Annotated in this window: 23 protein-coding genes; 21 read left to right on the forward strand and 2 right to left on the reverse strand. The window is 31.1% G+C overall.

The window, feature by feature from the left end; translation table 11 throughout:
• Positions 1-135: 135 nt before the first annotated feature.
• The 20 genes from NiCM35_RS21080 (at position 136) to NiCM35_RS21175 (ending at position 22,471) form a co-directional block, all read left to right on the forward strand.
• Complete coding sequence (locus tag NiCM35_RS21080) at positions 136-939, forward strand: replication-relaxation family protein (protein ID WP_226752558.1); 804 nt, start codon at positions 136-138, stop codon at positions 937-939.
• 403 nt (positions 940-1,342) lie between these two features.
• Positions 1,343-1,789 (forward strand): hypothetical protein, encoded by a 447-nt coding sequence (locus NiCM35_RS21085; protein ID WP_016205275.1) that lies wholly within the window; start codon positions 1,343-1,345, stop codon positions 1,787-1,789.
• Complete coding sequence (locus NiCM35_RS21090) at positions 1,782-2,396, forward strand: hypothetical protein (RefSeq protein WP_016205276.1); 615 nt, start codon at positions 1,782-1,784, stop codon at positions 2,394-2,396. The genes NiCM35_RS21085 and NiCM35_RS21090 overlap by 8 nt, the downstream gene beginning before the upstream one ends.
• Before the next feature lie 740 nt (positions 2,397-3,136).
• Positions 3,137-3,979 (forward strand): polymorphic toxin type 44 domain-containing protein, encoded by an 843-nt coding sequence (locus NiCM35_RS21095; protein WP_053215730.1) that lies wholly within the window; start codon positions 3,137-3,139, stop codon positions 3,977-3,979.
• A gap of 591 nt (positions 3,980-4,570) precedes the next feature.
• Positions 4,571-6,037 carry a P-loop NTPase family protein gene (locus NiCM35_RS21100; protein ID WP_016205138.1) on the forward strand — a complete coding sequence of 489 codons (1,467 nt, stop codon included), beginning with the start codon at positions 4,571-4,573 and terminating at the stop codon, positions 6,035-6,037.
• Entirely contained in the window at positions 6,034-6,783 is a 750-nt protein-coding gene (locus NiCM35_RS21105) for a hypothetical protein (RefSeq protein ID WP_016205137.1), read from the forward strand. The genes NiCM35_RS21100 and NiCM35_RS21105 overlap by 4 nt, the downstream gene beginning before the upstream one ends.
• A 15-nt stretch (positions 6,784-6,798) precedes the next feature.
• Entirely contained in the window at positions 6,799-7,953 is a 1,155-nt protein-coding gene (locus NiCM35_RS21110) for a P-loop NTPase family protein (protein WP_016205136.1), read from the forward strand.
• A 15-nt stretch (positions 7,954-7,968) separates the two neighbouring features.
• Positions 7,969-9,507: an ATPase, T2SS/T4P/T4SS family gene (locus NiCM35_RS21115; protein WP_016205135.1), complete on the forward strand. Its 1,539-nt coding sequence runs from the start codon at positions 7,969-7,971 to the stop codon at positions 9,505-9,507.
• The gene (locus NiCM35_RS21120; protein WP_152112365.1) at positions 9,500-10,480 is read left to right on the forward strand and encodes a hypothetical protein; all 981 of its coding nucleotides are present in this window, start codon (positions 9,500-9,502) and stop codon (positions 10,478-10,480) included. Before NiCM35_RS21115 ends, NiCM35_RS21120 begins: the two co-directional genes overlap by 8 nt.
• A gap of 22 nt (positions 10,481-10,502) precedes the next feature.
• Entirely contained in the window at positions 10,503-11,411 is a 909-nt protein-coding gene (locus NiCM35_RS21125) for a hypothetical protein (RefSeq protein ID WP_433780728.1), read from the forward strand.
• A 194-nt stretch (positions 11,412-11,605) separates the two neighbouring features.
• Positions 11,606-11,761 carry a hypothetical protein gene (locus NiCM35_RS21130; RefSeq protein WP_193224519.1) on the forward strand — a complete coding sequence of 52 codons (156 nt, stop codon included), beginning with the start codon at positions 11,606-11,608 and terminating at the stop codon, positions 11,759-11,761.
• Between the two features lie 16 nt (positions 11,762-11,777).
• Positions 11,778-11,954, forward strand: coding sequence for a hypothetical protein (locus tag NiCM35_RS21135; RefSeq protein WP_162837589.1), 177 nt, complete (start codon positions 11,778-11,780; stop codon positions 11,952-11,954).
• A gap of 64 nt (positions 11,955-12,018) precedes the next feature.
• On the forward strand, positions 12,019-12,390 hold the full coding sequence (locus NiCM35_RS21140) for a hypothetical protein (protein WP_016205132.1): 372 nt from the start codon (positions 12,019-12,021) through the stop codon (positions 12,388-12,390).
• Between the two features lie 9 nt (positions 12,391-12,399).
• The gene (locus NiCM35_RS21145) at positions 12,400-12,900 is read left to right on the forward strand and encodes a hypothetical protein (RefSeq protein ID WP_016205131.1); all 501 of its coding nucleotides are present in this window, start codon (positions 12,400-12,402) and stop codon (positions 12,898-12,900) included.
• Between the two features lie 341 nt (positions 12,901-13,241).
• Positions 13,242-14,288 (forward strand): hypothetical protein, encoded by a 1,047-nt coding sequence (locus NiCM35_RS21150; RefSeq protein WP_016205130.1) that lies wholly within the window; start codon positions 13,242-13,244, stop codon positions 14,286-14,288.
• 179 nt (positions 14,289-14,467) lie between these two features.
• Positions 14,468-18,577, forward strand: coding sequence for a PKD domain-containing protein (locus NiCM35_RS21155; protein WP_152112366.1), 4,110 nt, complete (start codon positions 14,468-14,470; stop codon positions 18,575-18,577).
• 363 nt (positions 18,578-18,940) lie between these two features.
• On the forward strand, positions 18,941-19,237 hold the full coding sequence (locus NiCM35_RS21160) for a hypothetical protein (RefSeq protein WP_016205128.1): 297 nt from the start codon (positions 18,941-18,943) through the stop codon (positions 19,235-19,237).
• Between the two features lie 248 nt (positions 19,238-19,485).
• Complete coding sequence (locus NiCM35_RS21165; RefSeq protein ID WP_341192243.1) at positions 19,486-19,794, forward strand: hypothetical protein; 309 nt, start codon at positions 19,486-19,488, stop codon at positions 19,792-19,794.
• Positions 19,795-19,977: 183 nt separating this feature from the next.
• Positions 19,978-20,727 carry an NAD(+)--rifampin ADP-ribosyltransferase gene (gene arr / locus NiCM35_RS21170; RefSeq protein WP_341192244.1) on the forward strand — a complete coding sequence of 250 codons (750 nt, stop codon included), beginning with the start codon at positions 19,978-19,980 and terminating at the stop codon, positions 20,725-20,727.
• Between the two features lie 1,069 nt (positions 20,728-21,796).
• Positions 21,797-22,471, forward strand: a complete 675-nt coding sequence (locus NiCM35_RS21175; protein WP_016205108.1) for an SOS response-associated peptidase — start codon at positions 21,797-21,799, stop codon at positions 22,469-22,471.
• A gap of 250 nt (positions 22,472-22,721) precedes the next feature.
• Here NiCM35_RS21175 and NiCM35_RS21180 read toward each other — a convergent pair whose 3' ends face one another.
• Together NiCM35_RS21180 and NiCM35_RS21185 are read right to left on the reverse strand one after the other, a co-directional pair.
• Positions 22,722-23,645 (reverse strand): AAA family ATPase, encoded by a 924-nt coding sequence (locus NiCM35_RS21180; RefSeq protein WP_152112370.1) that lies wholly within the window; start codon positions 23,643-23,645, stop codon positions 22,722-22,724.
• Positions 23,646-23,674: 29 nt separating this feature from the next.
• The gene (locus tag NiCM35_RS21185; RefSeq protein WP_152112371.1) at positions 23,675-25,249 is read right to left on the reverse strand and encodes a Spaf_1101 family AAA-like ATPase; all 1,575 of its coding nucleotides are present in this window, start codon (positions 25,247-25,249) and stop codon (positions 23,675-23,677) included.
• A gap of 405 nt (positions 25,250-25,654) precedes the next feature.
• Here NiCM35_RS21185 and NiCM35_RS21190 point away from each other — a divergent pair, with 405 nt between their 5' ends.
• Positions 25,655-26,077: a hypothetical protein gene (locus NiCM35_RS21190; protein WP_016205248.1), complete on the forward strand. Its 423-nt coding sequence runs from the start codon at positions 25,655-25,657 to the stop codon at positions 26,075-26,077.
• The last annotated feature ends 140 nt before the right edge of the window (positions 26,078-26,217 follow it).

Genomic DNA, 26,217 nt, shown 5'->3' on the forward strand with positions numbered 1-26,217 from the left:
AATAACTTAGTAATGGACGATTTCCCTGTTTTCACCACAAGAAATGGTGAAATCCCTTTCTGGGACCATCCACTACTTAAAAGTAGTTATGTAAAACCTTCGAAATATTACCCATATACAGGGATAGAAGGTGCTATGACACTATTAAACAGAAAAATTATTGATGAAGCGGATTTTACCCTTATTAAAGTTCTAGGTGACGCTGTTTGTGCAAATGAGGACCAAATTAGGAGATATATGTCTTCTCTAATGAGTAGGTCAGAAACCTCTAAGCGTTTAGATCGATTGAGAACCAATGGTGTTGTAGATAGATGGAAAGTTAGAATACGGGGTGATGAAGAAACACGACCTCCCGCTCCCTTTACATTAGGGGTAGCGGGTTATAGGCTACTAAAACATTATTATAGCGATCAGTTCTTTATGGCCCCTGATAGATGGGATAATTATGGTGTAGGTGGATTAAAACGATATGTATCAATGAATGAGCTTCGCTGCCAATTCATAGAAAAGAAAGTTGTTTCTAAATGGAAATGGAATGCTCGTCTAGCAAATAATGCTCGGTATAAGTTCCCAATGAGTGCAGCAGAAGTAAAAACCCCTAATGGGAATATTAACTTTCTTATTGACAGAGCACAAATGAACCAAAACTTTATTGGTTATTTCAGAGATAAGTTTGAGAATTGGAAATATGTCTATAATAAATATGGTAATTTACCAATTTCAGATTTTCCTGAAAATCCGCAAATCGTAATTATATATACATCTACCATATCTATTGCTGAAGCAATTCATAAAGAACTGTTATTAGATACATTACCATTTAATATTCTTTTCTTAGTTGAAGAATTAATAAATGAAAATTTAGAGAGTGCCTATTATCAACCACTGAAACATCAAAAATTACAAAGAATAAATGTTCATTTGCAGGGGAATTATTAATTAAATTTCCCTGTAATTATATATCATTATTAAAATGCTGTAAGTATCATAAAAGAACAAATTACCTTAAAAGAGATGAACTTTTAATTATGTATAGCGGCCCTTATCCAGAACCGCTATTTTTTTATTTTTACTTTCTTAACTGCTGCTGATTTTTTCCCTAGCTCTCCAAACTGTTTTAAAACTTCCTTAGATACAGGACTAATTACAGTGTTTTTTTTTGCCATATAAAAAGCTCCTTTTATATAAAATTATTCGTCTATTTAAAGTTTGTCCAAAATTCTAGTTTCTATACGTTCTAAACCTCTCCTCCTCCTCATACTCTATCAATATAACAATTTGGCATACTGACACTGAGATAAAGTAGGGCAAAACAAAAAAAGAAGAGGGGGAAGAGAGGGCTATGGATGGAAGGAAGCCATTAAATCCTATTTTTAACAACAATCATAAAAAGAAAGAAGATCCATTACTAATAAGGAATGTTCGGAAAATACCAATAACAAAAGATGAGGGACGCAAAACGAGGATAGATAAAAAAAAGGATGTTAAGATTCCTCTTTCAGATGAAGAAAGAAAACTCATTAAAAGATTGGCAAATAGGAGAGGACTACAACCAACACCTTTTTGTTCACTCTTAGTAAAAAAAGCTCTAACAGAATATAAAGATGCCCAAATTTTTGATGACTCCTATGACCCAAAAGGCAAGCCTTATCCTGCTAAATTAGAAGTTTACTATCATGACCTACTCTTTGATAAGACAGTTGAATGGGATTGTAGCCTTAAAGAAGCAGCATACCGCCTATTGAAATTCATGTTAATAAAAGAAAGAGATGGTCATTTATATGGCTAAATCAAATAAACCAATATATCCTGTTTATGAAGAGGAACTTAATGAGTTATCGTATCGACCAGATGGATTTTTTGACAGATTATTAAACTTTTCATTAAATAAATTAACTAACCCAGTTAAACTTCCTTATTCCTTTTTCATCCCTGTTTCTGAATATTTGAGAGGGGAGTTATTTTGTGAAGATGTCGCGGAGGCAATGGGAAATTATGAATTTACCCAACGAGATCTTATAAGTATTTTAGTCGATGACTTTCTATTTCAAGTTAAAGATAGGAACAATCCTTACGACTTATATCATGAATTAAAACAGAGAAATGATTATTTTGTAAAAATATATAGTTATTCGGAAGATAAGCATCAACCTCTTACTTTTGCTAAACCAAATAAAACAACCAAAACAAAACAGATTAAATGTTCACTAAGAAGAAAAGTAGCACTTAGATTGGAGGTAATGCTATCTGATATTACAGATGTTGAACCAGAAAATGAATTTGTAGTAGAGGATATATTAAGATTACTATATCGTGATTTTATACAACAGTATAAGAAAGGTAACTTAGGAAACGTAATACCAGGTATAATTAGAAGATTGAATGCTGATAAATAAAAAGAAAAATCAGAATGGACTAACTACTTTGTTTTGCCTTACACTGATTGCAACAGTAAGGCAAAATAAACTTTCAAGATTGAAATCCTAGTAATACATGTTTATTTATAGAAAAATTATTATAATCGATATTTTGAAGGACCTATAATGAACGTCCTATGCTATTGTGTGTATTAATGACTATTGACTATAATGACGAACAAGTTAGTCTAAGAACTACATTTTATTACCAGTTAAAGACTTAAATAATTTCCCCTCAATTTCTCAAAATTTATCCCCACCTATTATCAATTATCCAACCTAAAATATTGATAATTTTCAAAAAAAATTGAAAAAACAACAAAATTTCTATATAATGGAATAGTTAGCAATAAATTTACAGTATAGAAAGGGGGGGAAATATGTCTATTAGAAAAAGATTATTTCAGTTATTATTAGTAGATTTTGTTTATTTATTGATCTATTTTATTTACATTATAAGTCCAATATATCCTGGATATTATTTATTAGGAATTATAAATATTGTCTGCTTAATAATTGGTCTAGTTTTATTTCTTATGTATTTAAAAAATGCCATAACTATAAAGAAATTTAAAAGTGTAGATATATTTTTGACTATTGGGTACTTAATTTCAATTTTTATTATGTCTTATACTTTTATTGTCTGGTTACTTTTTAGTCCAGATTGGTTCAATGGTTAGTAATCTTAAAAAATAATTTAATAGTGAGGTAATAAAGTTATGAAGAGTAATAGAATTTTTTTAACTAAATTTATAATTGTTATAGCTTGTTTATTTATTCTTACACCTACTAATATTTATGCTGCTGAACCTGACTCTTCAAATGGTGTTTTAAATGAAATTAATAATTCTATAGAAGACATATATAATGATTCAATTGATTTAAATGTTACAGCCGTTTCTTCTGATGAAGATGCTTATACACTACTTCTTAAACATAAAGATCTAGTTTCATTAAATTCCGATAAAACACTCAATGTTAATTATAATAGTTTTGTAGATGCTGAAAAATTATCGGAGAATGATCTTAATACTTTAAAGAATTTTATTGAAAAAATAAATGTACTAATTACTGAAAAAGCAATTACCGTAGACAAAGATCTTTTAATTAACTATGTTACAGATGTACCTAGGGAAATTGTTATAAGACCTATGGCGCAAATTATTAGTATTATGTCTTCAACTAGAAGTCATGCAAAATCACTTAAAAAAGTATATGACAATGCTGTATTTGGAACTAGACATCTAGTTGCTGGTTCATATTTCGCACAAAGAGTTAAACCCGGTGGAGTATGGGATTATAAAGTTCAATTAGGAACAACAACAAAGTATACAGTTTCAGATTTAAATAAATCTTTAATGACAGGTGAAGCAATTGGTAATTTTCATTATGGGTATGTTGGAAGATCTATTTTTAGTGCTACAACTTTAAAGTCTGCAGCTGGGTTAGTACAAATCGGTGTTGGAACTTCTGACATAAAATTTTACAAGAGTTTTTTCGATGATCCAAAAGATCAAGCACAAATTCAAAAAGGGATAGATAAATATAATTCTGAACATTAGAATACACTTGGAACTTTTATAAGATAAAATAATTGATTAAACAGAATAAACAGAGATACCTGTAGTTAGGACATTTTAAAAAGAATGCTAACTACAGGTATTTTTATATACATATCTATTATATTAATTAATCTTATATTTGTAATTTAACAGGTATATTTAGAATATTTCAAAATATATTATGTTAAAACAACTAATAATCTCTTATTTATTGTTAAGGAGCATTTTCTAGCTTTTTCAATATCAACTTCTAATACTTTTTTCTTATTCTTTGTAAGAGACTCCTTAAAAGAAGCTAAATATAACTTTTCATATGTAACAGAAATTGATTTAAGCGATAATTAAATTTTTCAATACTTTTTGTTAATAATTAACTTGAATGTGGAGTAGTAACATGATACTATAATTTTAAAGATTGAATCGTCGTCAATCTTTCTCTTTTAAATGTAAATGTCTTCTAGGATTCTAGAAGACTTTCATACCGAAAATACGCAAATTAATATAATGACTAACGGGAAGCACCCGAATGTAAGACAATTCTTTGTAATTGCCTTGTGTTCGGGTGTTTTTTTGTTTTAAAGGAGTTTTAGTATGACAAAGAAGGTTCTTATAGCGGTAGGTGATAAAACCTATACCAAGATTTTAATTGAGACCTTTTCAAAGTATCCTGAAGATTTCACTTTAAGTAAACAAGAAATTTTACATCGAAAATATCTCTATGAAATTGTTAAAGAAGAAACTCCTTCAATACTAATTGTGCATGATACTTATTTAGAATCCATGCAAGAAAATCAAAAAGATAAAGATATTGAGCTGTTAAGTATTATAAAACAACTCCGACTTGATTTCGACGACGCATTAAGAATTGTTTTCCTATGCGAACGATCAAGCAATGATCCGCTTCTTTCTCGACTAGTTAGTATGGGAGTACTTGATATATTCAATACCCAAAGAATAGATATTGAACAATTTATAAACCAGTTAAAAGGGAAAGTCTCATTCGCAGAAGTAGCACGTTTTATCAATAACTCTCTTAGTATCGATGGTGAAGTGATTCCCTCTCTACTGGAAGAAGATTCGGAAGAGGAATCTGTTAACGAAAATGAGAACGGTAAAACACACAAAGAAAAAAACACTAAAGAAAAAACTATCGTACAAAGAATCGTTCAAAAAAATGTCATAAAAAGGGAATACTCAATTCACGTACATAATGCACCCAGTGAAAAAGTAGTAGGTGTTCCAGTTAGGAAGAAAACTATCCTTGTAGGTAGCTTTTACCAACGCAATGGTACAACATTTATTTCACATATATTAGCTCGTAGCATAGCAAATTACCAAGTTAGCACATTATATGTGGAAGATCCCTTGCTAAATCCCTATACATATGACCGTTTTTATGGCCATGAATTTGCTCCAAATTACGTAAATAAGTGGAGTGCACAACAAGAGAATACTTCAGATATTCAAACAGAGTGGTTTCGTGATGGTGTTGAACTTATATGTCATAATCCCACTTTAAGTGAGGAACCAGTAGGAATTAGCTTTGAGGATTATATAAAGTTACTCTACACTAATTCATCACTTGTAACGATTATTGATGTTGGTAGCAACTTAGACAATGAGGTAGTCACTGATTTATTAGAGATAGCAGATCATCTATTCATTGTTCTTGACTCAGATGTCACCCAACTTCAAGGGCTTGGTGAAAATCCACTATTCTCTAGCCTTATCGAATCTGAGAAAACACATATCATTGGTAATCGTTTCAATGAAAAAATAAAGAAAAATCCCTTAATTCAAGATTTATTTAAAGATAAATTAATCTCTATAATTCCCTCTTTTGAAGATGAAGATGTATATGAAGCACAGTATCAAGGGATATTCCTTAACGACTATAAGGATTATAAAAGCAAAGTAAATGAACTTTTGGTACCTATATTAGAACTTTTACTTCCTAATAAACTCTTGAAAACTAAAGCAAGCGGGATATTAAACAAACTCTTCAATAGAAAAATTAAGATAGAAAAAACGAATCCAGGAGGTAATCAAAACGAATGAATTTCTTTAAAAGACCTTCCATCAAAATAATCAGCGGTCTATTGGTAGGTGTATCAGCTATCGGTTTAACCTTATTCTATGATCAATTTTTACGAGTACGAATTGATTCAACAGAGGTTGTAGTGATTAAGCCCTCTTCTGAAATATTAAAAAATGAACCTATTACAGAAGATAAGATACTGATAGAACGTAGACCTAAACAAACTTTAATGAATGACGTCATCCTACCTGCAGAAGTGGATGAAATTATTGGATTAGATGCTAATCAAATTATCCAAGGGAATTCACTTCTTAGTAAAACAATGATAGATTACGACGAACTTTTACCAAATGAAGAGGAAGGCGAAGCTATTCGCCCTATAACGAAAGAAATGATTTATGCAATGCCTGGTTCTTTAAGAAGAAAAGATACCGTTAATATTTATTTGATTTATAACGATGGAACTACAAATTTAAATAAAAATGGTCCATCTACTACTAGCTCTGAGGATACAAAAGAACAGATCGAAAAAATATCTAATTCAATGGAAAGTGAACCGTTCTTAAAATCAATAAAGGTTGTTTATGTAAAAGATTCGAGTAATAAAGAGGTAATCTCATCATCAGAAAACAACAAAGAGGATAAACGACTTAATGCTACTTCAAGCATAAGTGATTTGGAGATTATTTTAAATGAAGAGGACTTTAAAAAGTTAATGAACGAAGTGCTCGGTAAAGGAGCAAAATTATATATAACTTATCAATAGGGAGAAGGACATGTAATGGAAATATTAATTTTTAGTCAAAACTCTATCTACAAAGAACTAATTGACAAAATGGACAACCTCCATGCTCATATGGGCAATATTGATTATTCAAATAAGGAAAAAATGGATGCTGTTTTATTAGATGGAGATTCATTTGACATCAATAACATAGGAGTAGTTAGAGAGAAATATCCCTCTATTCCCATGTATTTTAAGCCTAGTCAAATCAAGAGCGAACAATTTACTAAGACAATTACAAGACTATGTGCAGCATATAAAGTAACCCTTATTCATGAATATTCTACAGAACTTCAAGTAGTTGAATACTGTATCAATAACCTAACGAATAAAGATGATTATTTATCAAAGAGAATCATTGGCATATTTGGCACACATAATGGTGCTGGTGTTTCCTCTACTACTTTAAATTTAGGAAGAGCATTATCACTCAAAGTAAAAGAAAAGGTTTTAGTTTTGAGTTTAAATAGTTGGGATCCAGCCGATTATTTTTACTTGTATCAGGGTCAATATTTAAATGATTTGAAAGTAGATCTCAATGTCAAAAATTTAACGATAAACAGGTTATCCGAAGCTATTTATTATCATGATTCCTTTTATCATTTGGCCGGCAACCGCGATATTAAAATGCAAAGATTTTATAAACCTTATGAAATTGAACATTTGATTCAAACAGCTCAACAGTTATTTGATGTAATTTTAATCGATTCGGGCACTCACTTTGATTCTGCACTTGCAGCACAAGCTTACTTAAGTAGTAATATGAAATTTCTTGTTACTAATCAAGAAGAGAAAGGCTATAGAGGATATTATCCTTATCTATACCAACAAATAATTGAACCTTCTGGTGGGAAAAATGATGATTTTATGCTTGTTATCAATAAATTCCAACCTGCGAATGCATTAATAAGCGAAAAAAAACTTGAGGAAGAACTAAATATGAATCGAGTTGTCACAATACCAGATATGAAGGAGCTAGGATCCATTGCTACTTTTGAGAAAAAATTACTATACGATTTTTCAGATAGTAGCTATAACAAGCCAATAGATGTTTTAGCCAATGTCATAATTGCTGAAGCTAAATTAACAGAAAAAGAAGATATGAAGACGCACAAAGATAAAAAAGGATTTTTATCTATATTTAACCGGTAAAATGGAGGCGAAAAAATGACTTCAAATGCAGCTAAAAATGATACAGAACAATCATTAGGATTAGAAAGTGAGTTTGAGCCTTCCCAATGGTTATCTAAAACTATTGAGGAAAAAGGGTTAAAAAAAGATTTTGTAACTACCTATGAAAGAAAAAAGACATTTCGTTTAATTTGTAACCAAGTTAAAGAAGAGCTACAAAGTATCATAATAGCTGAATCTGTAGAAAATGATCAATCTTCCTCTTTAATAAACGAAGATTCAAATAGTGATGATGTTTGGTTAAACAGACAGCACCAAGCAGTTATTGGTGACAAACAAGCTATATCTTACTTTATAACAAAAATAAACGAAGTCTTACAAAAAGAGAATATTACGTCCGATGAATATCCCTCTTTTTATGATTCTTTACCAGAAGCTATTTTCCATGAAGTATGGGGCGTAAGTATTCTACATAAATGGGATAAGGAACCTAATAGTGAATCAGCTGTTATCAGAGGGACAGAATTATGGATCGATAAAAATGGTTATTTTCAAAAACAACCAGAAGAATTTGAAAGTACAGCAGTCGTAAATCGTATAAAAAAAGCTTTTCAAATAAGAACAAAAGAAGCACTGATTAATGAGCAGCAACCAGAACTGGAAATAGAACGAGAAGATGGTTCGCGAATCACCATGATGATGAATCCTAGAACTAAACTAGACATTATAGTATTTAGACGATTCGTAATTAAAAATAACAGTTTAGAAGAACAAGCAAGATTAGGAACAATCCCACAAGATGATGTTCCTTTTTATCGAGCCTTATCAAGAAGCATGGCTAACACCATTTTTGCTGGAAGAGTTCGATCTGCAAAAACAACTTTTATGAAGTCTATGATACGCGAAAGACCACCTGAATACACAATTGCAGTATTAGAAAAACATTTTGAATTAAATCTAACCGAGGATTTAAAAGATCGTTTAATTTATGAAGTTCAGGCCACAGAAGGAGACCTACATCATGCCGTACCAAGACTTCTTCGTATGGAACATGACTATATTACTGTTGGGGAAATTCGTTCTCTAGAAACTGAGGGGTACTTACAAGCTTGTGAAAGAGGAGAACGCGGTGCATTTTCTACTTACCATTTAACAGCCGTTAAAAATATCGTTGCTCAGATTACCCGACATTTATTAGATGAATTTCCCAATCGGAAATTTGATAACGAACAAGAGAGGGTAGCGAGAAATATTGACTTGGTCATTTCCCTGAGCGCGGAAAGAGATAGAAGAAAGAAAAGGGTTATCGGTGTAACAGAAATTATATGGGATGAAATCGAAAAAAAACCAAAAGAACAAGATCTCGTTCGCTACCACCCAATAAGCAGACAATACTATTATTCTTCTAACATAAGTAAGGAACTTTTATATCTAATGGCTGAAGAAAGTGTAGAGGATACTAAAATTCTATTAAATCATCTAAAGAAGAAAGAAAAACTTTTTCCAATGAGCGAATACGAGAGACAAAAGGATAATATTCTTAATGATTTATTAGATGGTGCTTTAAATGAATAATTTTCAATGGCTTTGGCAATCTGGTATCAATTACGTTCTCTATTCCATCGTAATCGTTTCTGGGCTTTATATTTCCTATCAGATTATGATGGATTCAGTCAAAATAAAGTATCAAGAAGTTAATTATAAGTATCGAATAAGAAGAATCAAAAGTGGTAATGCTTCACCTGAATCGCATACTTATAAGCACCCTTTTTTTAAACACATAAGCTTATTAATAAGAACTACAAGTAATCATCGTAGTGACAATGATACTGGAGTATTTCTCCTATTCACCTCATTACTTGGTTTGACTAGTTTCGCTTTTATCTATTATTTAATAAAAGATTTTGTTATCGCCCTACTATTCGGGTTACTTCTGATGACCGTACCATATTTAATGTTAAGGATAAAATTAAACAAATTGAGATATGTCATGAGTACAGAATTTCTAAGTATGGTTCAGAAACTAACCCAAGCCTATAGTGTTAATAAATATGATATTTATTACGCTTTAAGTGCCATGCAAAACGAAATACAGAATAAAAGTTTAAGAAAAGTAACAGTTCGCTTAATTACTGATCTTCAGTTATCTCGAAATGAACAAGAATTGAGAGATAGCATTCAAGTTTTCACTTATACAACTGGAACCAATTGGTCAAAAAGATTAGGAAGTATTATTTTAAAAGGCTATAAGTATAAAGAAAACGTATTACATTCCCTCTTAGTTCTAACAAAACAAATAGAGGATACAGAAGAAATGTTAGAAGAAGAACAATCTCTAACTGTTGAATCTATTTATGATGGATTCCTAACGGTTCCATTGTTTATTGGCTCACTATTATTAGGTTATTTTACAAGTGGAGCACAGGATTGGTTTAAGCTTCAATTTGGAGAAAAATGGACATTATTTACCTTTTGCCTTTCCGTAGTAGGGACTGTTTTTTCACTTATAATTTCAATTTATTTAAAACATCCTAAAAACGACCTATAACAAGGAAAGGAGTAAAATTTTTATGGAATCAGAAGTTCTATTATTTAAATACATAGATGTATTTAAATACTTAGTTGTGATTGTTCTGTCTTTTACTTCAGGATATTTAGTGTATTTGGGAATGAACTCAACATCTGAACGAATGCAACACCGTTTACGGTTCAAAAGCAATTTACAAAAAAATAAGAACTCTATTTTAGGACTTGCTAAAAATTCTAAAGCCGAGGAATGGTTTAAACAAGCAAAGTATCCATTAGGACTAAATGGTATTAAATACTATTTAATTCTATATTCAGTAACAGCATTTTTAGTTCTTTATTACATAGTTTTTCCGGTTTTATTAGGGAATATGGATTATCTTGCACCAAAGGCTGATGTTATATTACTTCTATTTGTTTTCGCTCTTCCTAGTAATCCTATTTCGTTATTTGTTTATATCATGAAAAGAACCATTGACTATCAAACATCGAAATTACATTCAGAGATTTTTATGCTCTATGATTTAATCATTAACGAAATAGAAATGATGACTGTCCATCGTCTTAATACTTATAGTATTTTGCAAAATATAAAGCCATTTTTCTATTTGCTACAAAAACCGTTAACGGAATTACTAAGTTCATGGACTAGTGATGGACCAAGTAAAGCATTAGAACAATTTTCTAAACACTTAGATTCTAAACCCAGCGAGGCGCTAATCGGAGTTTTACAAAATCTAGACAGTATGAAAAGAGAGACCGCACTTGAACAGTTAAATGGAATGCATGGAACATTTGCAAAAAAACAAGTTGAAAATTACAGAAGAAAAAGAAAAATAACAACAGATCTATTAAAAATTCCTATCAAAGCTACACATTTTATTCATATATTAAACTTTGTACTTGTAGTAGTAATGATGGTAATAGCTATATTAGATAAATCACAAATGTAAAGGTGGAATCTATTATTCTTTTAAGGAGGTGACCAACAATAAATACGTCGCTAAGTACTTTCATGAAAGTCGCCATTACAGCCATTGTGATAAGTACATTTATTTTTGTAGCTTTGTATCAGGAATTATCTGGTTTCTCTGATTCTATGGCTCTATATACTGCAAAAAGCGGTGGATAACGAGGGGATATTATTATGAATAAATCACTATTAACATTTATGATGATGGCAGCAATTGTATCCATTATGACTTATTTAATTTTAGGAACCTCATTTAATGCTTATAAAGCAAAAAACAATCAGTATCAAGATATGCTACAAAATGAACATCAAATAAAAATCAAATTGTAAAAGGGGAATTTTAAAAATGAACACAACTTTAGCTCAATTCTTGAAAATCGGACTTACAGTAGTAACAATTAGCGCATTCTTATTCTTCATCGGATACAATCTAGTAGGTTCAAATACTACTACTTATTCCGCAAAAATTAACGGAGCACAAAGCAACCTTCCTACTGGTGCTGGTGTATCTAGTAATAATTAAAAGATCAACATTTACAGTCAAAGGAGTTTACCGCTCCTTTGATTTTTTCAAAGGGGTGTTCTAAATGGCAAGAACGTTAGCCGAATGGATGGTATTGTTTATCACAGTAAACCTTATATTCACACCAATATTAGCATCAATTGATAGTATGCATCGTGAAGCAATTGAAGTTACTTTAACTGAAGGAGCAAAAAAAGCATCTATTGAAGGCAGATTAACACCAGAAATTATTAAGGAAATGAAAAAAACTCTAGTAGAGGGTTATAACTTTGACGAATCTAAAATTATCATCACAGGAACATCTAAATTAACCCCTCGAAACGAATATATAGAAGCTACTATTGAAGTGCCACGAACTTTTATATTTATTCTTAATATATTCAACCAAGGTCCTAGAACTATTTCAAAAAGCACCAAAATCTTAAGCGAATATTAGGAGTATATAATGAGTACAACATTAAGAACTTTATTATTTGCACTACTTTTTGCATTAATTATGCAATTACAGCTTAATTTAGATACAGACAAAACCGCTTCTAGACAATTAAAGAACTCTTTAGAATTAGCAGTTCATGATGCTGGTCTTGCGATTAATCCAGCTGCATTATCTGAAGGAAAGATAATCTTTGATAAAGAAAAATCATTAGAAAATCTTAAAAATAGTTTAAATAATAATTTAAAACTTAAAAGTTCTCAGGGCTATGTTTATACACCTACCGCAAACTCTTTTTTTCAGAAAGAATTGTACTTAGTTCATCTAGAATTTATTGATGATAGTATATCCAGGACCTATCCGTTTGTATATTATAACGATAACTACCAGGTATTCGAAAACGTAGAAGGTCCTTGTGTAATTGCCATTGTAACTACTGAAAGCCCCCGCTGGTTCAAAGGAGATCTTGCAATGATACGACAAGCAGCGGTTTATGAGTATAAAAATAAATAACAGGATAAAAGAACCATGCTAATTGTATGGTTTTTTCTTTTAATATTCCAAAATTATCCGATATAAACAGTGAACATGGTTAAAACAACCAATTTTTTTTACTTTTATAATGAAATTATCTTAAGAACCGGGTATAATTAAGGCATATCAATACTATTTTTTATTTTTTGTGCCATCAATGGCTATTCGATTAATGAAAAAAGATGCGGTTCTTTGGGACTATGTTTTAGAAGTTGATTAGGGTGATTATACTCTGATCCATTAAAACGTCCCATTGGATCGCTTTTTTTCGTTTATAAAGGACAAAAAATAAAGTAAAAAAATTGAGAGGGGAAATTTATATGAAAAGAGTAATAACGTTATTAACATTAATACTAATTTTAGGAGTATTAAAACCAGTGCATTTGCTTGCAGATGAGTTACCTTTAGCATCCTGTAGCATGACAATTAATTCAGATAAGGCTACACAAGCTAACCCAGCAAATGCAAGTGGATTATGCAGAGATATAGTGTATGGATATTATGCAAAGGCTGCAGATACTTTTAATATTTTTGGTGGGGTTCATCAATCTGTAACAAAAAGTGGTCAAAAGTTTATAGTACCCGTTTTTTCAGATAAACACACTCATGCAGAATTAACGGTTTATATTAACAGGGTTGCTACTAAGCCAACTCCTAAACCTACACCGAAGCCTGAGCCAAAGCCCGAACCTAAACCTACACCAAAGCCTGAGCCTAAACCAGACCCTAAACCTGCACCAAAGCCTAAACCAGAGTCCAAACCGGTTACACAACCGAATTCTGATAATAAAGCAACAAAACCTTCTACTTCTACAGGTAGTAAAAATTCAAGCAATACCAATACTAGTAAAAATAACTCAACTAATACTTCAAAATCGAGTTCTAGTAAAAGCAACTCAACTAATCTATCAAAATCAAGTGGAACAAGCAATAATTCAGAAAGTAAAAAAACAAACAGCAGTTCTTCTTCCAATAGTTCATCAAAATCAAGTCAAAGTAGTTCTTCCGATAGAAGCAATAACGAGGAAAATAAAGTTGTTGCCTCTGTAACAAAGATAAAGGAAGGAAGTAATACATCTACTGATAAAAATGATAATAAAACAAAAGAAAGCACAATGGAAACTGAGCAGAAAAAAGAAAGTTCTGATAAAAACGACCCTTCTACTGAAAACAAGGAAGATAACATGGATACCAATATTACAAATGAAAACAATGATAATATTAAAGAAGAAGCAACTCGTTCTTCAATTCTAGATGAAGATGAGTCTAAATCTAGTAAACTCCCAATAATTATTTCGGTAGTAGGAGTACTAATTATCGGAGCTGCAGTAATCTTCATTATTAGAAAGAAAAAATTAAAAATTTAAAATTGTTATTTATTGATTCCCCATTTAATTTGCTTTAAAATATTTAATATAAACTTTTATATTAAATGGGAACGACCCAAGACGAAGTAGTTTAATAAACTGCTTTAGTTTTGGGTCGTTTTTTATTATTAGGAGGTGAAATGTTAATTTTTTTACAAAGAATAGAAAGCGGGATTTAAATGAGAAATGCAAAGATTTTTTTTCTGATTCCTATTTTATTTTTTTTATTTTTACTTTTTATTCAAGAGCATCATGCTCACGCAAGTACTGGTGATGAAGATATATATAATGTTTCATCAACGGTTAAGAATAATTGGAATAACCTAATGGGATCAAAAGATTTCACTATGACTAGTGGAAGAAAAATAGTTTACGATGTATATTCAGACAAGTTTGTTACAAATGGTTATCAAGTTACAACAAAAAATTTTGGGAAAGGTAGTCAAAAATATATTAGATTTTCGGGTTGGTCAGTATTATTTGGACATCGTGAACATACCTCTTCTAACCAAGATACGTATATAGTTGCTAGAAAATCATCTGGTGATAGTGGTATCGGCACAGTAAAAATTTATAAAACAGTTCAAGGAAGTTTAGATGCAACTGAGGATCTAGAATATAATAATCAAGGGGCTGGCATATGGAACCAATGTCCATCTAGTGCAACAAATAGATGGAACGATGATTGCAATATGAAATATCAAGATGTAAGTTTTAATGCTTATTTACCCTTAGAAGAGCTTTTCAATAAAAAAGAAAAAGCTAATTGGGATTTATTTATCGTTAAAAAAGTGCAAAATCAAATTGTGTATACGCCACTTATTCTTCCTTTCGAATTTAGTAATAAAGCATATGAGGGAGGAAAGTTATCGCTTTCAAGTGGTACCAATACTAATACCTTAGAAATGAATGCAGAAGGTGTATTACGAAGGAAAACGCCCAGAGAAAGTGCACCCTCTGTCATTGATGAATTAGGTAATAACAGATACTTCACTCAAGGGAAAACTTATACAAAAGTCGATTTTGAAGAATCACAAACAGCTGTTTGGTATGGAGTTAGAAGTCCACATGATAGTAATAAAACCAAATGGGCAAATACCGCATATTTTACTTTTAAAGGAGATCAAGCTAAATTATCATTTCAACCAAATAGACCTCCTATTGCAAAATGGGAATGGGATCCTTCCAATAACGTCTATAATGATACAACTGTCAAAATGATAAACAATTCGTCTGATCCCGATGGCGACCCTTTAACTTACAAATGGTACAGGAAACCATATGGATCAGCTGATAGTAATTATGTTCAAATATCAACTGCTAAAACGCCATCTAGCTTTAAGATTGCAAAAGGAAAGTATACCTTTAAATTAGTAGTTTCTGATGGAAAAGAAGAGGCAGAAGCTGGACATGCTTTATATGTAAATAACAGGCCTCCTGTTGCAAAATGGGAATGGGATCCTTCCAATACTATTTATAATGATACACCAATCAAGATGGTTAATAGTTCTTCAGATCCTGACGGAGATTCTTTAACATATCGCTGGGTAAGAAAACCATATGGCAGCGCAGATAGTAATTATGTGACTGTGTCTACTGCAAAAACGCCGTCAAGTTTCACTATAGGAAAGGGAGACTACACCTTTAAACTCACTGTTTCTGATGGAGAAGATGAAAGTGTTGTCGGTCATGCCTTATATGTTATTAATAGACCTCCAATAGCTGATTTCACTTGGAATCCTAGTACCATTTACAATGATACTTCTGTTTCTTTCAGTAATAAATCTTCAGATGTCGACGGTGACTCATTAACGTATAAGTGGGAAACTCAAAAGCCTAATGAGACTACCTGGAGTACATTTTCTACTTCTAAAGACCCTCCTTATACTTTGAATAAAAAGGGCGTTTGGAAAGTTCGTTTAACTGTCTCAGATGGAGAGGCCAGCCATAATGTAACTAAAAATATTACTGTACAGAATAGAGCACCAGCTGCCGATTTTTCTTGGAGTCCTAGTACCATTTACAATGATACTTCTGTTTCCTTCAGTAATAAATCTTCAGATGCTGACGGTGACTCTCTAACGTATAAGTGGGAAACTCAAAAGCCTGATGACACTAATTGGAGTACGATTTCGACTTCTAAAAATCCCTCTTATACCCTAAATAAAAAGGGGATTTGGAAAGTTCGTCTAACTGTTTCCGATGGGGAAGCAAGCAATAATGTGACTAAAAATATTATTGTAAAAAACAGAGCGCCGAATGCTGATTTCACCTGGAGTCCTAGTACCATTTACAATGATACTTCTGTTTCCTTCAGTAATAAATCTTCAGATGCTGACGGTGACTCTCTAAGGTATAAGTGGGAAACTCAGAAACCTAATGAGACTACTTGGAGTAGCATTTCCACTTCAAAAGAACCTTCTTATACTCTAAATAAAAAGGGCGTTTGGAAAGTTCGTTTAACTGTCTCAGATGGGGAAGCTAGTCACAACGTAACTAAAAATGTTACTGTGCAGAATAGAACTCCGGTTGCTGACTTTATATGGAATCCTAGTACCATCTATAATGATACGTCCGTTTCTTTTACTAATAAATCTACGGATGCTGATAAAGATTCTCTAACGTTTAAATGGGAAGCTCAGAAGCCAAATGAGTCTACTTGGAGTACCATCTCTTCTTCTAAGGACCCTTCTTACACTTTAAATAAGAAAGGGGTTTGGAAAGTCCGATTAACGGTTTCAGACGGAGAAGCTAGTCATAATGTGACTAAAAACATTACCGTTCAAAACAGGATACCTGTAGCAGATTTCACTTGGAGTCCTAGTACTATCTATAATGATACGTCCGTTTCTTTTACTAATAAATCTACGGATGCTGATAAAGATTCTCTAACGTTTAAATGGGAAGCTCAGAAGCCAAATGAATCTACCTGGAGTACTATTTCTACTTCTAAGGACCCTTCTTACACTTTAAATAAGAAAGGGGTTTGGAAAGTCCGATTAACAGTTTCAGACGGAGAAGCTAGTCATAATGTGATTAAAAACATTACTGTTCAAAACAGGATACCTGTAGCAGATTTCACTTGGAATCCTAGTACCATCTATAATGATACGTCCGTTTCTTTTACTAATAAGTCTACCGATGCTGATAAAGATTCTTTAACGTATAAGTGGGAAGCTCAGAAGCCAAATGAATCTACCTGGAGTACTATTTCTACTTCTAAGGACCCTTCTTACACTTTAAATAAGAAAGGGGTTTGGAAAGTCCGATTAACGGTTTCAGACGGAGAAGCTAGTCACAACGTGACTAAAAATGTTACTGTTAAAAATCGAGCTCCTGTTGCGGATTTTACTTGGAACCCAACAACCATTTATAATGATACCACTGTCTCTTTCACTAACAAGTCATTTGATACAGACGGTGATCCATTAACAAATATATGGGAATATCAGGAACCAAATAAAACGACTTGGACCAAATTCTCGACTGAAAAAAATCCTAAAAATATTTTCACTAAGGTGGGAGATTATAAAATAAAATTAACTGTTACAGATGATGATGGAGCTACAGGTACAAAAGAGAAAACTCTAAAGATTACCAATAGACCACCACAAGTTACTCTTACATATACACCAAAGGATGTATATGAAGGTGATACCGTAAATGTTTGTATAAAAGTAATTGATTTAGATAAACAACCAATGACAGTTAAATTATTTTTAGAAAAGGATTATGGGAATAAACAAACCGTTTTAACAAAATCAAATATTAACTCTGGTGAAGAGGTTTGTTATGTTTTTGTTCCAGACGTAGGGAATTATGATTTTACTACCGAAGTGGATGATGGCCATGATAAAACGACTGTAGATATATCCTTTTATGCTAAACCACTAATCATAAAAGGACATGTAAATCATACAGCCGATTGGAAGAAAAAGCATGAGAAACTTGGAAATACACTAGATAAATTTTTTAGTGGTGAAAAGTTTTTACTTGAAGCAGATACTTCACCTTATGAAACTATTTATGTAAAGAGTACTTTATCCGCGGTTCAAATGGATAACAAAAATACTACCTCTCCTGTTGATTTAAATAAAGTAACTAATATATTGTATAATGGTTCGCTTTATGAAGAAAAACATCAGTACTATCCAACTATGTTGAAAGTAGGAGAAGCTAAATTTGAATTTGAAGTAAAGTATAAGAATGGAGTAATTAAAAAGGATACCGTTAAAATAAATATAATTGATAACGCATTTAACTCATCTAGATATCATCGCAAATTTTAATTAATGTGGTCAATTATAGTATGGCTTGTCATAATACCAGTATTAACAAACTATTGTTAATACTGGTTTTTTTATTTATATTGGTGTTCACGAATAATAATGTCCCTTTAAACAACTATATAGTTGTTTAATAAACAATAAAGTTATTTAAAAACGAATAGTATTCATCGTAATCTTGCCAGTTCTTCTAGAACTAACGGGGCAGGAGAGTTAAAGAAGGATTTACATATTTTTTGGTGAATATTTGAATGAACTTACTAAATTTAACAGAAGATGATGTAATCCATATGGCTAGTAAATCAGATTTATAATGAAAATTTCGCTTTTTAGAAATTATGTAGATATATGCGAAGGAGGATATACATGACTGAAATAAAAACACTTTCAATTCCAGACCCAATAACTGCCCTGCTAAATAACTATGAGATGACTATTGAAAGGTTATATATATTTAATAGGTTACTACCAGAAAGGGATACCAAAGAGAATGATTTATATCAACTAGCTGCAGAGTACTATAAAGTTTTAAAGCATGTTTCTAAAGAGCTATATAAGGATTTTTCAGTGGAATTATTACCGGTTGGAGAGTTCTTCGAAGAAATGTCCGAGAGATTGGATGACGACGAAATTCAGGAATTAATTAAACCATTCTTAGAATAAATCTTGAGTAGCAAGTCCTAAATAGTGTTTCCCTAAGTTTATTATTTTTGCTCTAGTGGTGTTTTTAACATTTATCAATAAAACCTAATGAAAAATTCTTTAGAAAGATCGTGCTACATTCCTATAATAAATAAGATGCTTCTTTTGTCGCTATAGGGGCAGGATAGCGCAAGAAGGAATCGGTAAAACACTCATCGAACTAAAGTTAGGTTTAGTATATTAAATCAGAATGAGGTGATTACAGAAAAATGGATAATAAGATGGATTATTTTAAAGAGGCATTAAAAGGATACTGTAGAAGGCAAGGTATATCACCACAAAGAAAGAGATTTTCAAGAGTTGAGGGATTTGTAACTATTAGTATAAAGAATGAGGCGGAAAGTGGATTAGATACAAATTGCTTTAAGGTACTTAATTTCATTTTGAGTGCTATTGGACCAACAAGGACCAAATTCAGCCAAACACCGATATTATTTGCTAATTCAGATAGGGTTGACAGAATAGATATTACAATGAAAGAAGAGGAATATATAGAATTCCTAAACAAACTTTTTTAAATAATAAAATAATATATAAAGTAACAAGGCTATTGTATGTCTTATTATAGAAATGCTTAAGACATTTAGCGGAATAAATTTATTTTTTAAAAATTTCACAGGGAAGGCATGGTCTTTTAGATAAAGGGTTTTGAAGAAATGTAGTTCAAAAATGTGATTTCATTAATTTGGAGGTAAGATTAGATGAATATAAAATTTGACCCAAACAACGCCGTTATTAAACTCTGTATGAGTGGGATGAACATGGAAGATGGCGGAAATGTTGAAGGTGCAACGACAATGTTTCATCAAGCATGGCAGGAAGCAAAAGACGACTATGAAAGGTTTATTGCAGCTTATCATTTGGCTCGTATACAAAAGAGTATTACAGACAAATTGAAATGGATGGAAACCTCTTTACAGTGTGCACTAAATATAAATGATGATAATGTTAAGAGTGCATACTCAACGTTATATTTAAACATTGCCAAATGCTATGAGGAGTTATGTGATTCTGATAATGCAAAAAGAAATTATGAATTGTCAAACTCATATAACGGTGTACCTACTGATGAAGGACCTTTTTATCATGGGACAAAGGCAGATTTACAGGTTGGTGATTTGCTGACAGCGGGTGGAAATTCAAATTACAAACCTGGGCTTAAAATGAACCACATTTATTTCACTGCTAATGCTAATGGTGCAGGACTTGCAGCAGCATTAGCAAAAGGAGAAGGAAGAGAACGCGTTTTTAAAATAGAACCAACAGGTGAATTTGAAAACGACCCAAATGTTACTGACAAAAAGTTCCCGGGTAACTTAACACGATCTTATCGTTCTCAAGATCCTTTAAGAATTATTGGTGAAGAAACTGAGTGGGCGAAACTGACAACTACGGAGCGAAGTAAATGGCGCAAAAATTTAGACAAAAACAAGGGCGATATTATTAACTGAACGTATTTCAAATGGAATAAAATAGTTACTTTTTTTACAATTACCAATATTCCGCAATCGGTGGCGTTTCTGAAATAACAGGAACGCTTTTTCCTTATTAGTATCTCGGTAGGTGTTGTATCTATAATTTTGTTTTTAGTTACCTTGCTGGATTAAAAAACAAAAAACAGAACAATTGTCAATATGTAGGAAGTAAGGATGGTTTTGTTGACACGATTGTTATTTCTATTTTTTCTTGTGCTCAATCGAAAAAATAAAAAGAAGGTTTGCCATACTTTTTAAGTTTGTGAACAAATGCACTTAAACTATAGGGGGCGTTAGTTAATTAAAAATCAAACAACTTTATTATCAAATTCGAAGATAAGAATAATTATAGTGATACAAAATTAACAACTTTAAATAATCCATCCTACAATATATCGTAGGATGGTTCTTGTTTTTTATGTCAAAAAAACGTATTTATTATCTCTATACAATTGGAGAAAAAGAAAATGAAAAATTCATTGTCAAAATTATCATTTCAACCTCACTTTTCTTAATAAAATTAAGAAAAAAATAAAGGATGATAATTTTGCTAATAAAAAAATCTAAAAATAATAAACACTCTCTTGTTTACAAAACATCTACCTTTTATACTGAGAAGCATCTAGTTAAACTTACTTATATAAATAAAATCACCTTTAATGCTGCTAATGGAAAAAAAACAATTGAAGTTTTATGGTCAAATATAAAAGAACTGCCGTTATCAAAAAATATCTCATAGGTTATCAAATAGAAGACTGAAAGAAAAATTTAAAGTTATTTCAAAAAAGTCGGGTAGAAATTTTTAATTGCGTTTAGTTATTAAAAGGGAACAAGAAAAAAATATAAAGAGAAAAATAGTAGGGATAGTAGTTATATTTATAAACGCGCAGCCTGAAGGTAGCGCGTTATTTTTTTTAAGGCTGATTTCGTATTATTAATAATATAATAATAAGTAGTAGTAGTTATCGTACTTGACGATAAGTTACTACTCGTTTGTTTTCCGTATTCTACTTTGCTACACTTAACCTAAAAAGCAGGTGATAGCATGTGTGGTCGCTTTACTTTATTTACTGACTTTGGAACAATTATTGACCGCTTTAATATCGACTCAGCAATTGAAGAATCCCTTTATAATCCAAATTATAATGTAGCTCCCTCTCAATCCGTACTTTCTGTGATTAATGATGGGGAAAAGAATCGTCTTGGATATTTACGTTGGGGATTGATTCCTCCCTGGTCTAAAGATATGAAAATCGGTTATAAAATGATTAACGCTCGTTCAGAAACAATTGCCGAAAAACCAAGTTTTCGAAATGCCTATAAAAAGAAACGCTGTTTAATCCTTGCTGATTCGTTCTATGAATGGAAACGTACAGATGAACGTAAAATTCCTATGCGTATTAAACTGAAAAATGATCAACCATTTGGTATGGCTGGTTTATGGGAATCTTGGAAATCCCCAGAAGGAGAAATGATATATTCTTGTTCTGTAATTACCACTCAACCAAATAAGTTAATGACTGAAATACATGATAGAATGCCAGTAATATTAAAACCTGAAGATGAACAATTCTGGCTAAATCCAACAAATACAGATACTAACTCGTTAAGTAAATTACTTGTTCCCTTTGACTTTGAACAAATGGAAGCTTTTGAAGTTTCAAGTGATGTTAATTCTCCAAAAAACAATTCACCTAGCTTAATTCAGCAAATTTGTTGATGAATTAACCAATTAGTAAAAATATGTCGCCATACATAAATAAAGAAAGTTGCGAAGCTTTAACTATTTCACTATATATTTTTGCTGAATTATACCTAGGTCTACGAAAAAAGGTGAAGTCATTTTGTTTATTTTCCAAACGAATGCTAATTAATCTATTAAAGATGAATACGCTTTTTTCTTTGAAGTCAAATTAATAAATGAAACTTCCGCTCATCTCTTTAATATAAATTCTATCGTAAGATTTAAATTAGTTACCTAAACCTAATATTGTTTTATATGTCTCCATCTTGTGGAGAAAAGATTCTTCACCACCTTCAAGATATTGCAATATATGTTTAGTTATCTTGGCATTGCCATGATATCCTTGAGCTTCAACCCACCCTTTTCCATTATTTGAAGCTAGGACAATAACTTGCTCTGCACCTGCATTAGTTACTATGCTGGGGTTATGAGTAACTATAATTACTTGCCTTTTGTTTTTTATTTTTTTTAAACTTTCAACTAAATTTTTATATATATATTGGCTATCCAAATTATCTTCCGGCTGATCGATAAGAAGTGGTGTATTATCGTTGGTATGTAGGCCAAAATTAAAAATAAATGTGAGAATTGCAGCGACTTTTTGTCCAAGAGATAAAGTTTCAATTGGAAGTAATAAAACTCCTTGTGATTTAGTGGATTCTTTAGAATTAATATTAAAATAAATATCAAAATCATCTTTAGCAGCAAAATACTTTCTTAGACATGCATCAATATTATTTTGATTTATAAATAATCCTTTAATTATTTCTCTATAAATTGAGTTTAAATTTTGACCTGTAATTGCTTCGTAACCTTCATTTACATCGTATAAAGACTTGTTAGCATTACTTTTCATAACACTAGATAAGCTAACTATCGCTTCTAACTTACTGAATCTTTGCCAAAGTAGTAATTCAAGAAAATCTAAAAAATCAATTTTTTCTATGATTTGGTATAGATATCTTTCAACATCTCCCCAGGTTAATAACAAACCTTTTATATGACGTTCTCTATTTATATTAAATAGTAGCTCTTCTAAGAAATCATGTTGTGGTTTATTACCGTGACCATAGTATATTTGCAAAATTTTTTTATTATTTTCATTAAAGCTGCTTATTTTTTCTGATACTATCTTTTTTCGTTCATTCATAGAAATCTTTAAAGAAGGTATTTGTTCTTTTAAATATTTTCTGTATTCCTATTAGTATTTCGAAGCTCCATAAGAAAAGAATCTATTTCATCAAACCTTATACCGTCGAAAATAACCTCTTTTACAAAGTCACCAATCTCACCTTTTTCTATTCTATGTACAATATTATTTATAGAATAGCTTTGGCGAAAAACATTATTTAAGATATCATTCTTGAGATATCCAGTTACTGGTCCAATTTGCTCACCGCTAATCTTATATAAATCTATCCAGTGATCTGCTAAAATTAATTTATGCATATCATTTCTTTCTTCCTTAAATGCCTTTTCTAAGAAAAATTCAGAAGTATAATACTCCTTGTGGGGGTCTAGCTGTGAAATAAATTTTAGCATATAGTCATCGTTATTATAGGTAAACTCAATTTCTATAACTCTATGTTCTGCGAGAAACTTAAGCTGTTGCTGATTAGCAGATGTACGTGAAAAAATAGTATCTATTAAATTTAGTAATGTAGACTTTCCAGTACCTCTGCCACCAATAATACAATTCAAATCTTTTGAAAAATCTACATAGAAACCGTTATCACCAATACTTATATTCCCTAAAAAACCCTTATCAGAGGGTTTTACATGGATATTTTTAATGAATTTATCAGTTACTTGTGGTTTCTCAGTGTAAATAGAAAACTTATAATCAGTTAATGCTTTTCTAAAACTGTTGAAAGATAATTCGTTTATCTTAATCCATGTATTTCTTATACCTATATCTTCTAGATAGTGAGAATCACCTTCATATATTATACAGAAGTCTTCTTTTCTTTTGTTTGAGTATTGTAAAATTTTTTTTTCAAACAGGTTATCTATATTATTTAAACTTGTAAATCCTAAAAGATGACTAGTAGCAAAGAGTTCCTTTTTATATAAACCAGTACCTAAGAAATCAGAAGAGTTAATGTGGGCTATATAACCTATTCCACCAATCTTTTGAATTTTTTTAATAATAGTTAGGCTAGTATCTATTGTTCCATCTACAGTAGAGTAAATATGGTTATTTACTAACTTCTGTACTTCAGAAATGCTACTTTCATCAAATATTCCTACTACATGGTTTTTATCAGAACAGGATATTTCTAACCCTAACAGTAAGAAAATTGATTTCCGGTATGTTGCACTTGATTTTATTCTTGTTTTAAAATACTCATTTAAGGCAAATTTGAGTTTATCATATCCTCCGATTGTGTTGTGATCTGTAATCACAACTAATTGAATGTTTTCACTATATAATTTATGTGCAATTAACATGTAGGTTAGATACTCTTTAAAGTTTTCATAGGGTATGTTCTTTTCTTCAAGTAACTTATAGTATCCATTACCCTCAAAATTTCCTTTTGTTATTTGTTCTGAAAAAGTTTGTATTTGTTCCTTATTAAATAATAATTCCCTTTCGCATATCTCTAAGATATCTTCAACTTCTAATTCTTTATACGTTTTTCCTTTGGTGAGTTTATAATCATGGGAAGCAGGAGTATGTAAGTGTATTTCACATTTTTGCAATGTACCAAATTTAGTTTTATTTTTTTTAAATTCATTAACTAGTGTATTCAATGAATTGACCTCCTTGCTGGTATATTCAATTATAAAAAGTACTAATTATGGAGATCAACATTATAGAAGCCATTCCGAGTACTTTCTATAGCAAATGTCAATGCTCCTATAAAATATTATAATTTTTAAAACACTCTCATTTGTAATTAATGGTAATTATATCAATAATTTTCTTAGTAGAGAAATGTTTTTTATAATAAACCACCACTCAATTTCTTCTGACAAGTAGTAGTGTTAATCAATGTAATCCCCTGAAATTTGGAGCGGATGTTAGCGAATCTAAATATTTTTAAACTTCTTCTCATTTGTAATAGGTGAAACAAAGAATTCAGATTTTTGATATAATTACCAATATCCTAATTAGATAAGGAAAACTACTTAAATCAGAATTGGAGAAAGAACAATATGAAATTTTCAAAGATAGGTTGGTCTCTTGTTACAGCAGCTGCAACGATAATTATTGGCTATGGTGCAAAGAAGGGGAAAATTCCTTTTATTTCATCTAAGATAGTTGACCTATCTAAAGTTGCTTCTGATACAGTACTTAATGAAGAGAAATCGTTTGGTGGCCTTAAAGAGAGCACGCTCAATGAGATAGCAACAAATACTTATAAAGGTGTGAAAGCATTTATTGACGACAGTGAATTAGTGTTCAAGTTTAGATCTAATTCGAATAAAATGATTTTAGAGTCGAAATTTAAAATAGATGCTGCTGGAAAGTTAGTTATGACTTTTGTATCTGGAAATTATGGAAACCATCCTACAGCACCATTGTTTTTTAAAGATAATTTAGTTGAAGCAATGAATAAAGCCAATAGAACTTTGTAAAAGATTATAGATATGGAATTTATGACTGTGAAGTACCTTCAAGTATAAGATAGTATATTTCACTTTTTTGATAACTTCTGAAACTATTGAAAATAATAGGATAAAAAGTTAAACTTAAATCAGATTATTTTTCTATTTTG

Origin of the sequence: Niallia sp. M35, assembly GCF_050971705.1 — a bacterium.
Taxonomy (GTDB): domain Bacteria; phylum Bacillota; class Bacilli; order Bacillales; family Cytobacillaceae; genus Niallia; species Niallia circulans_A.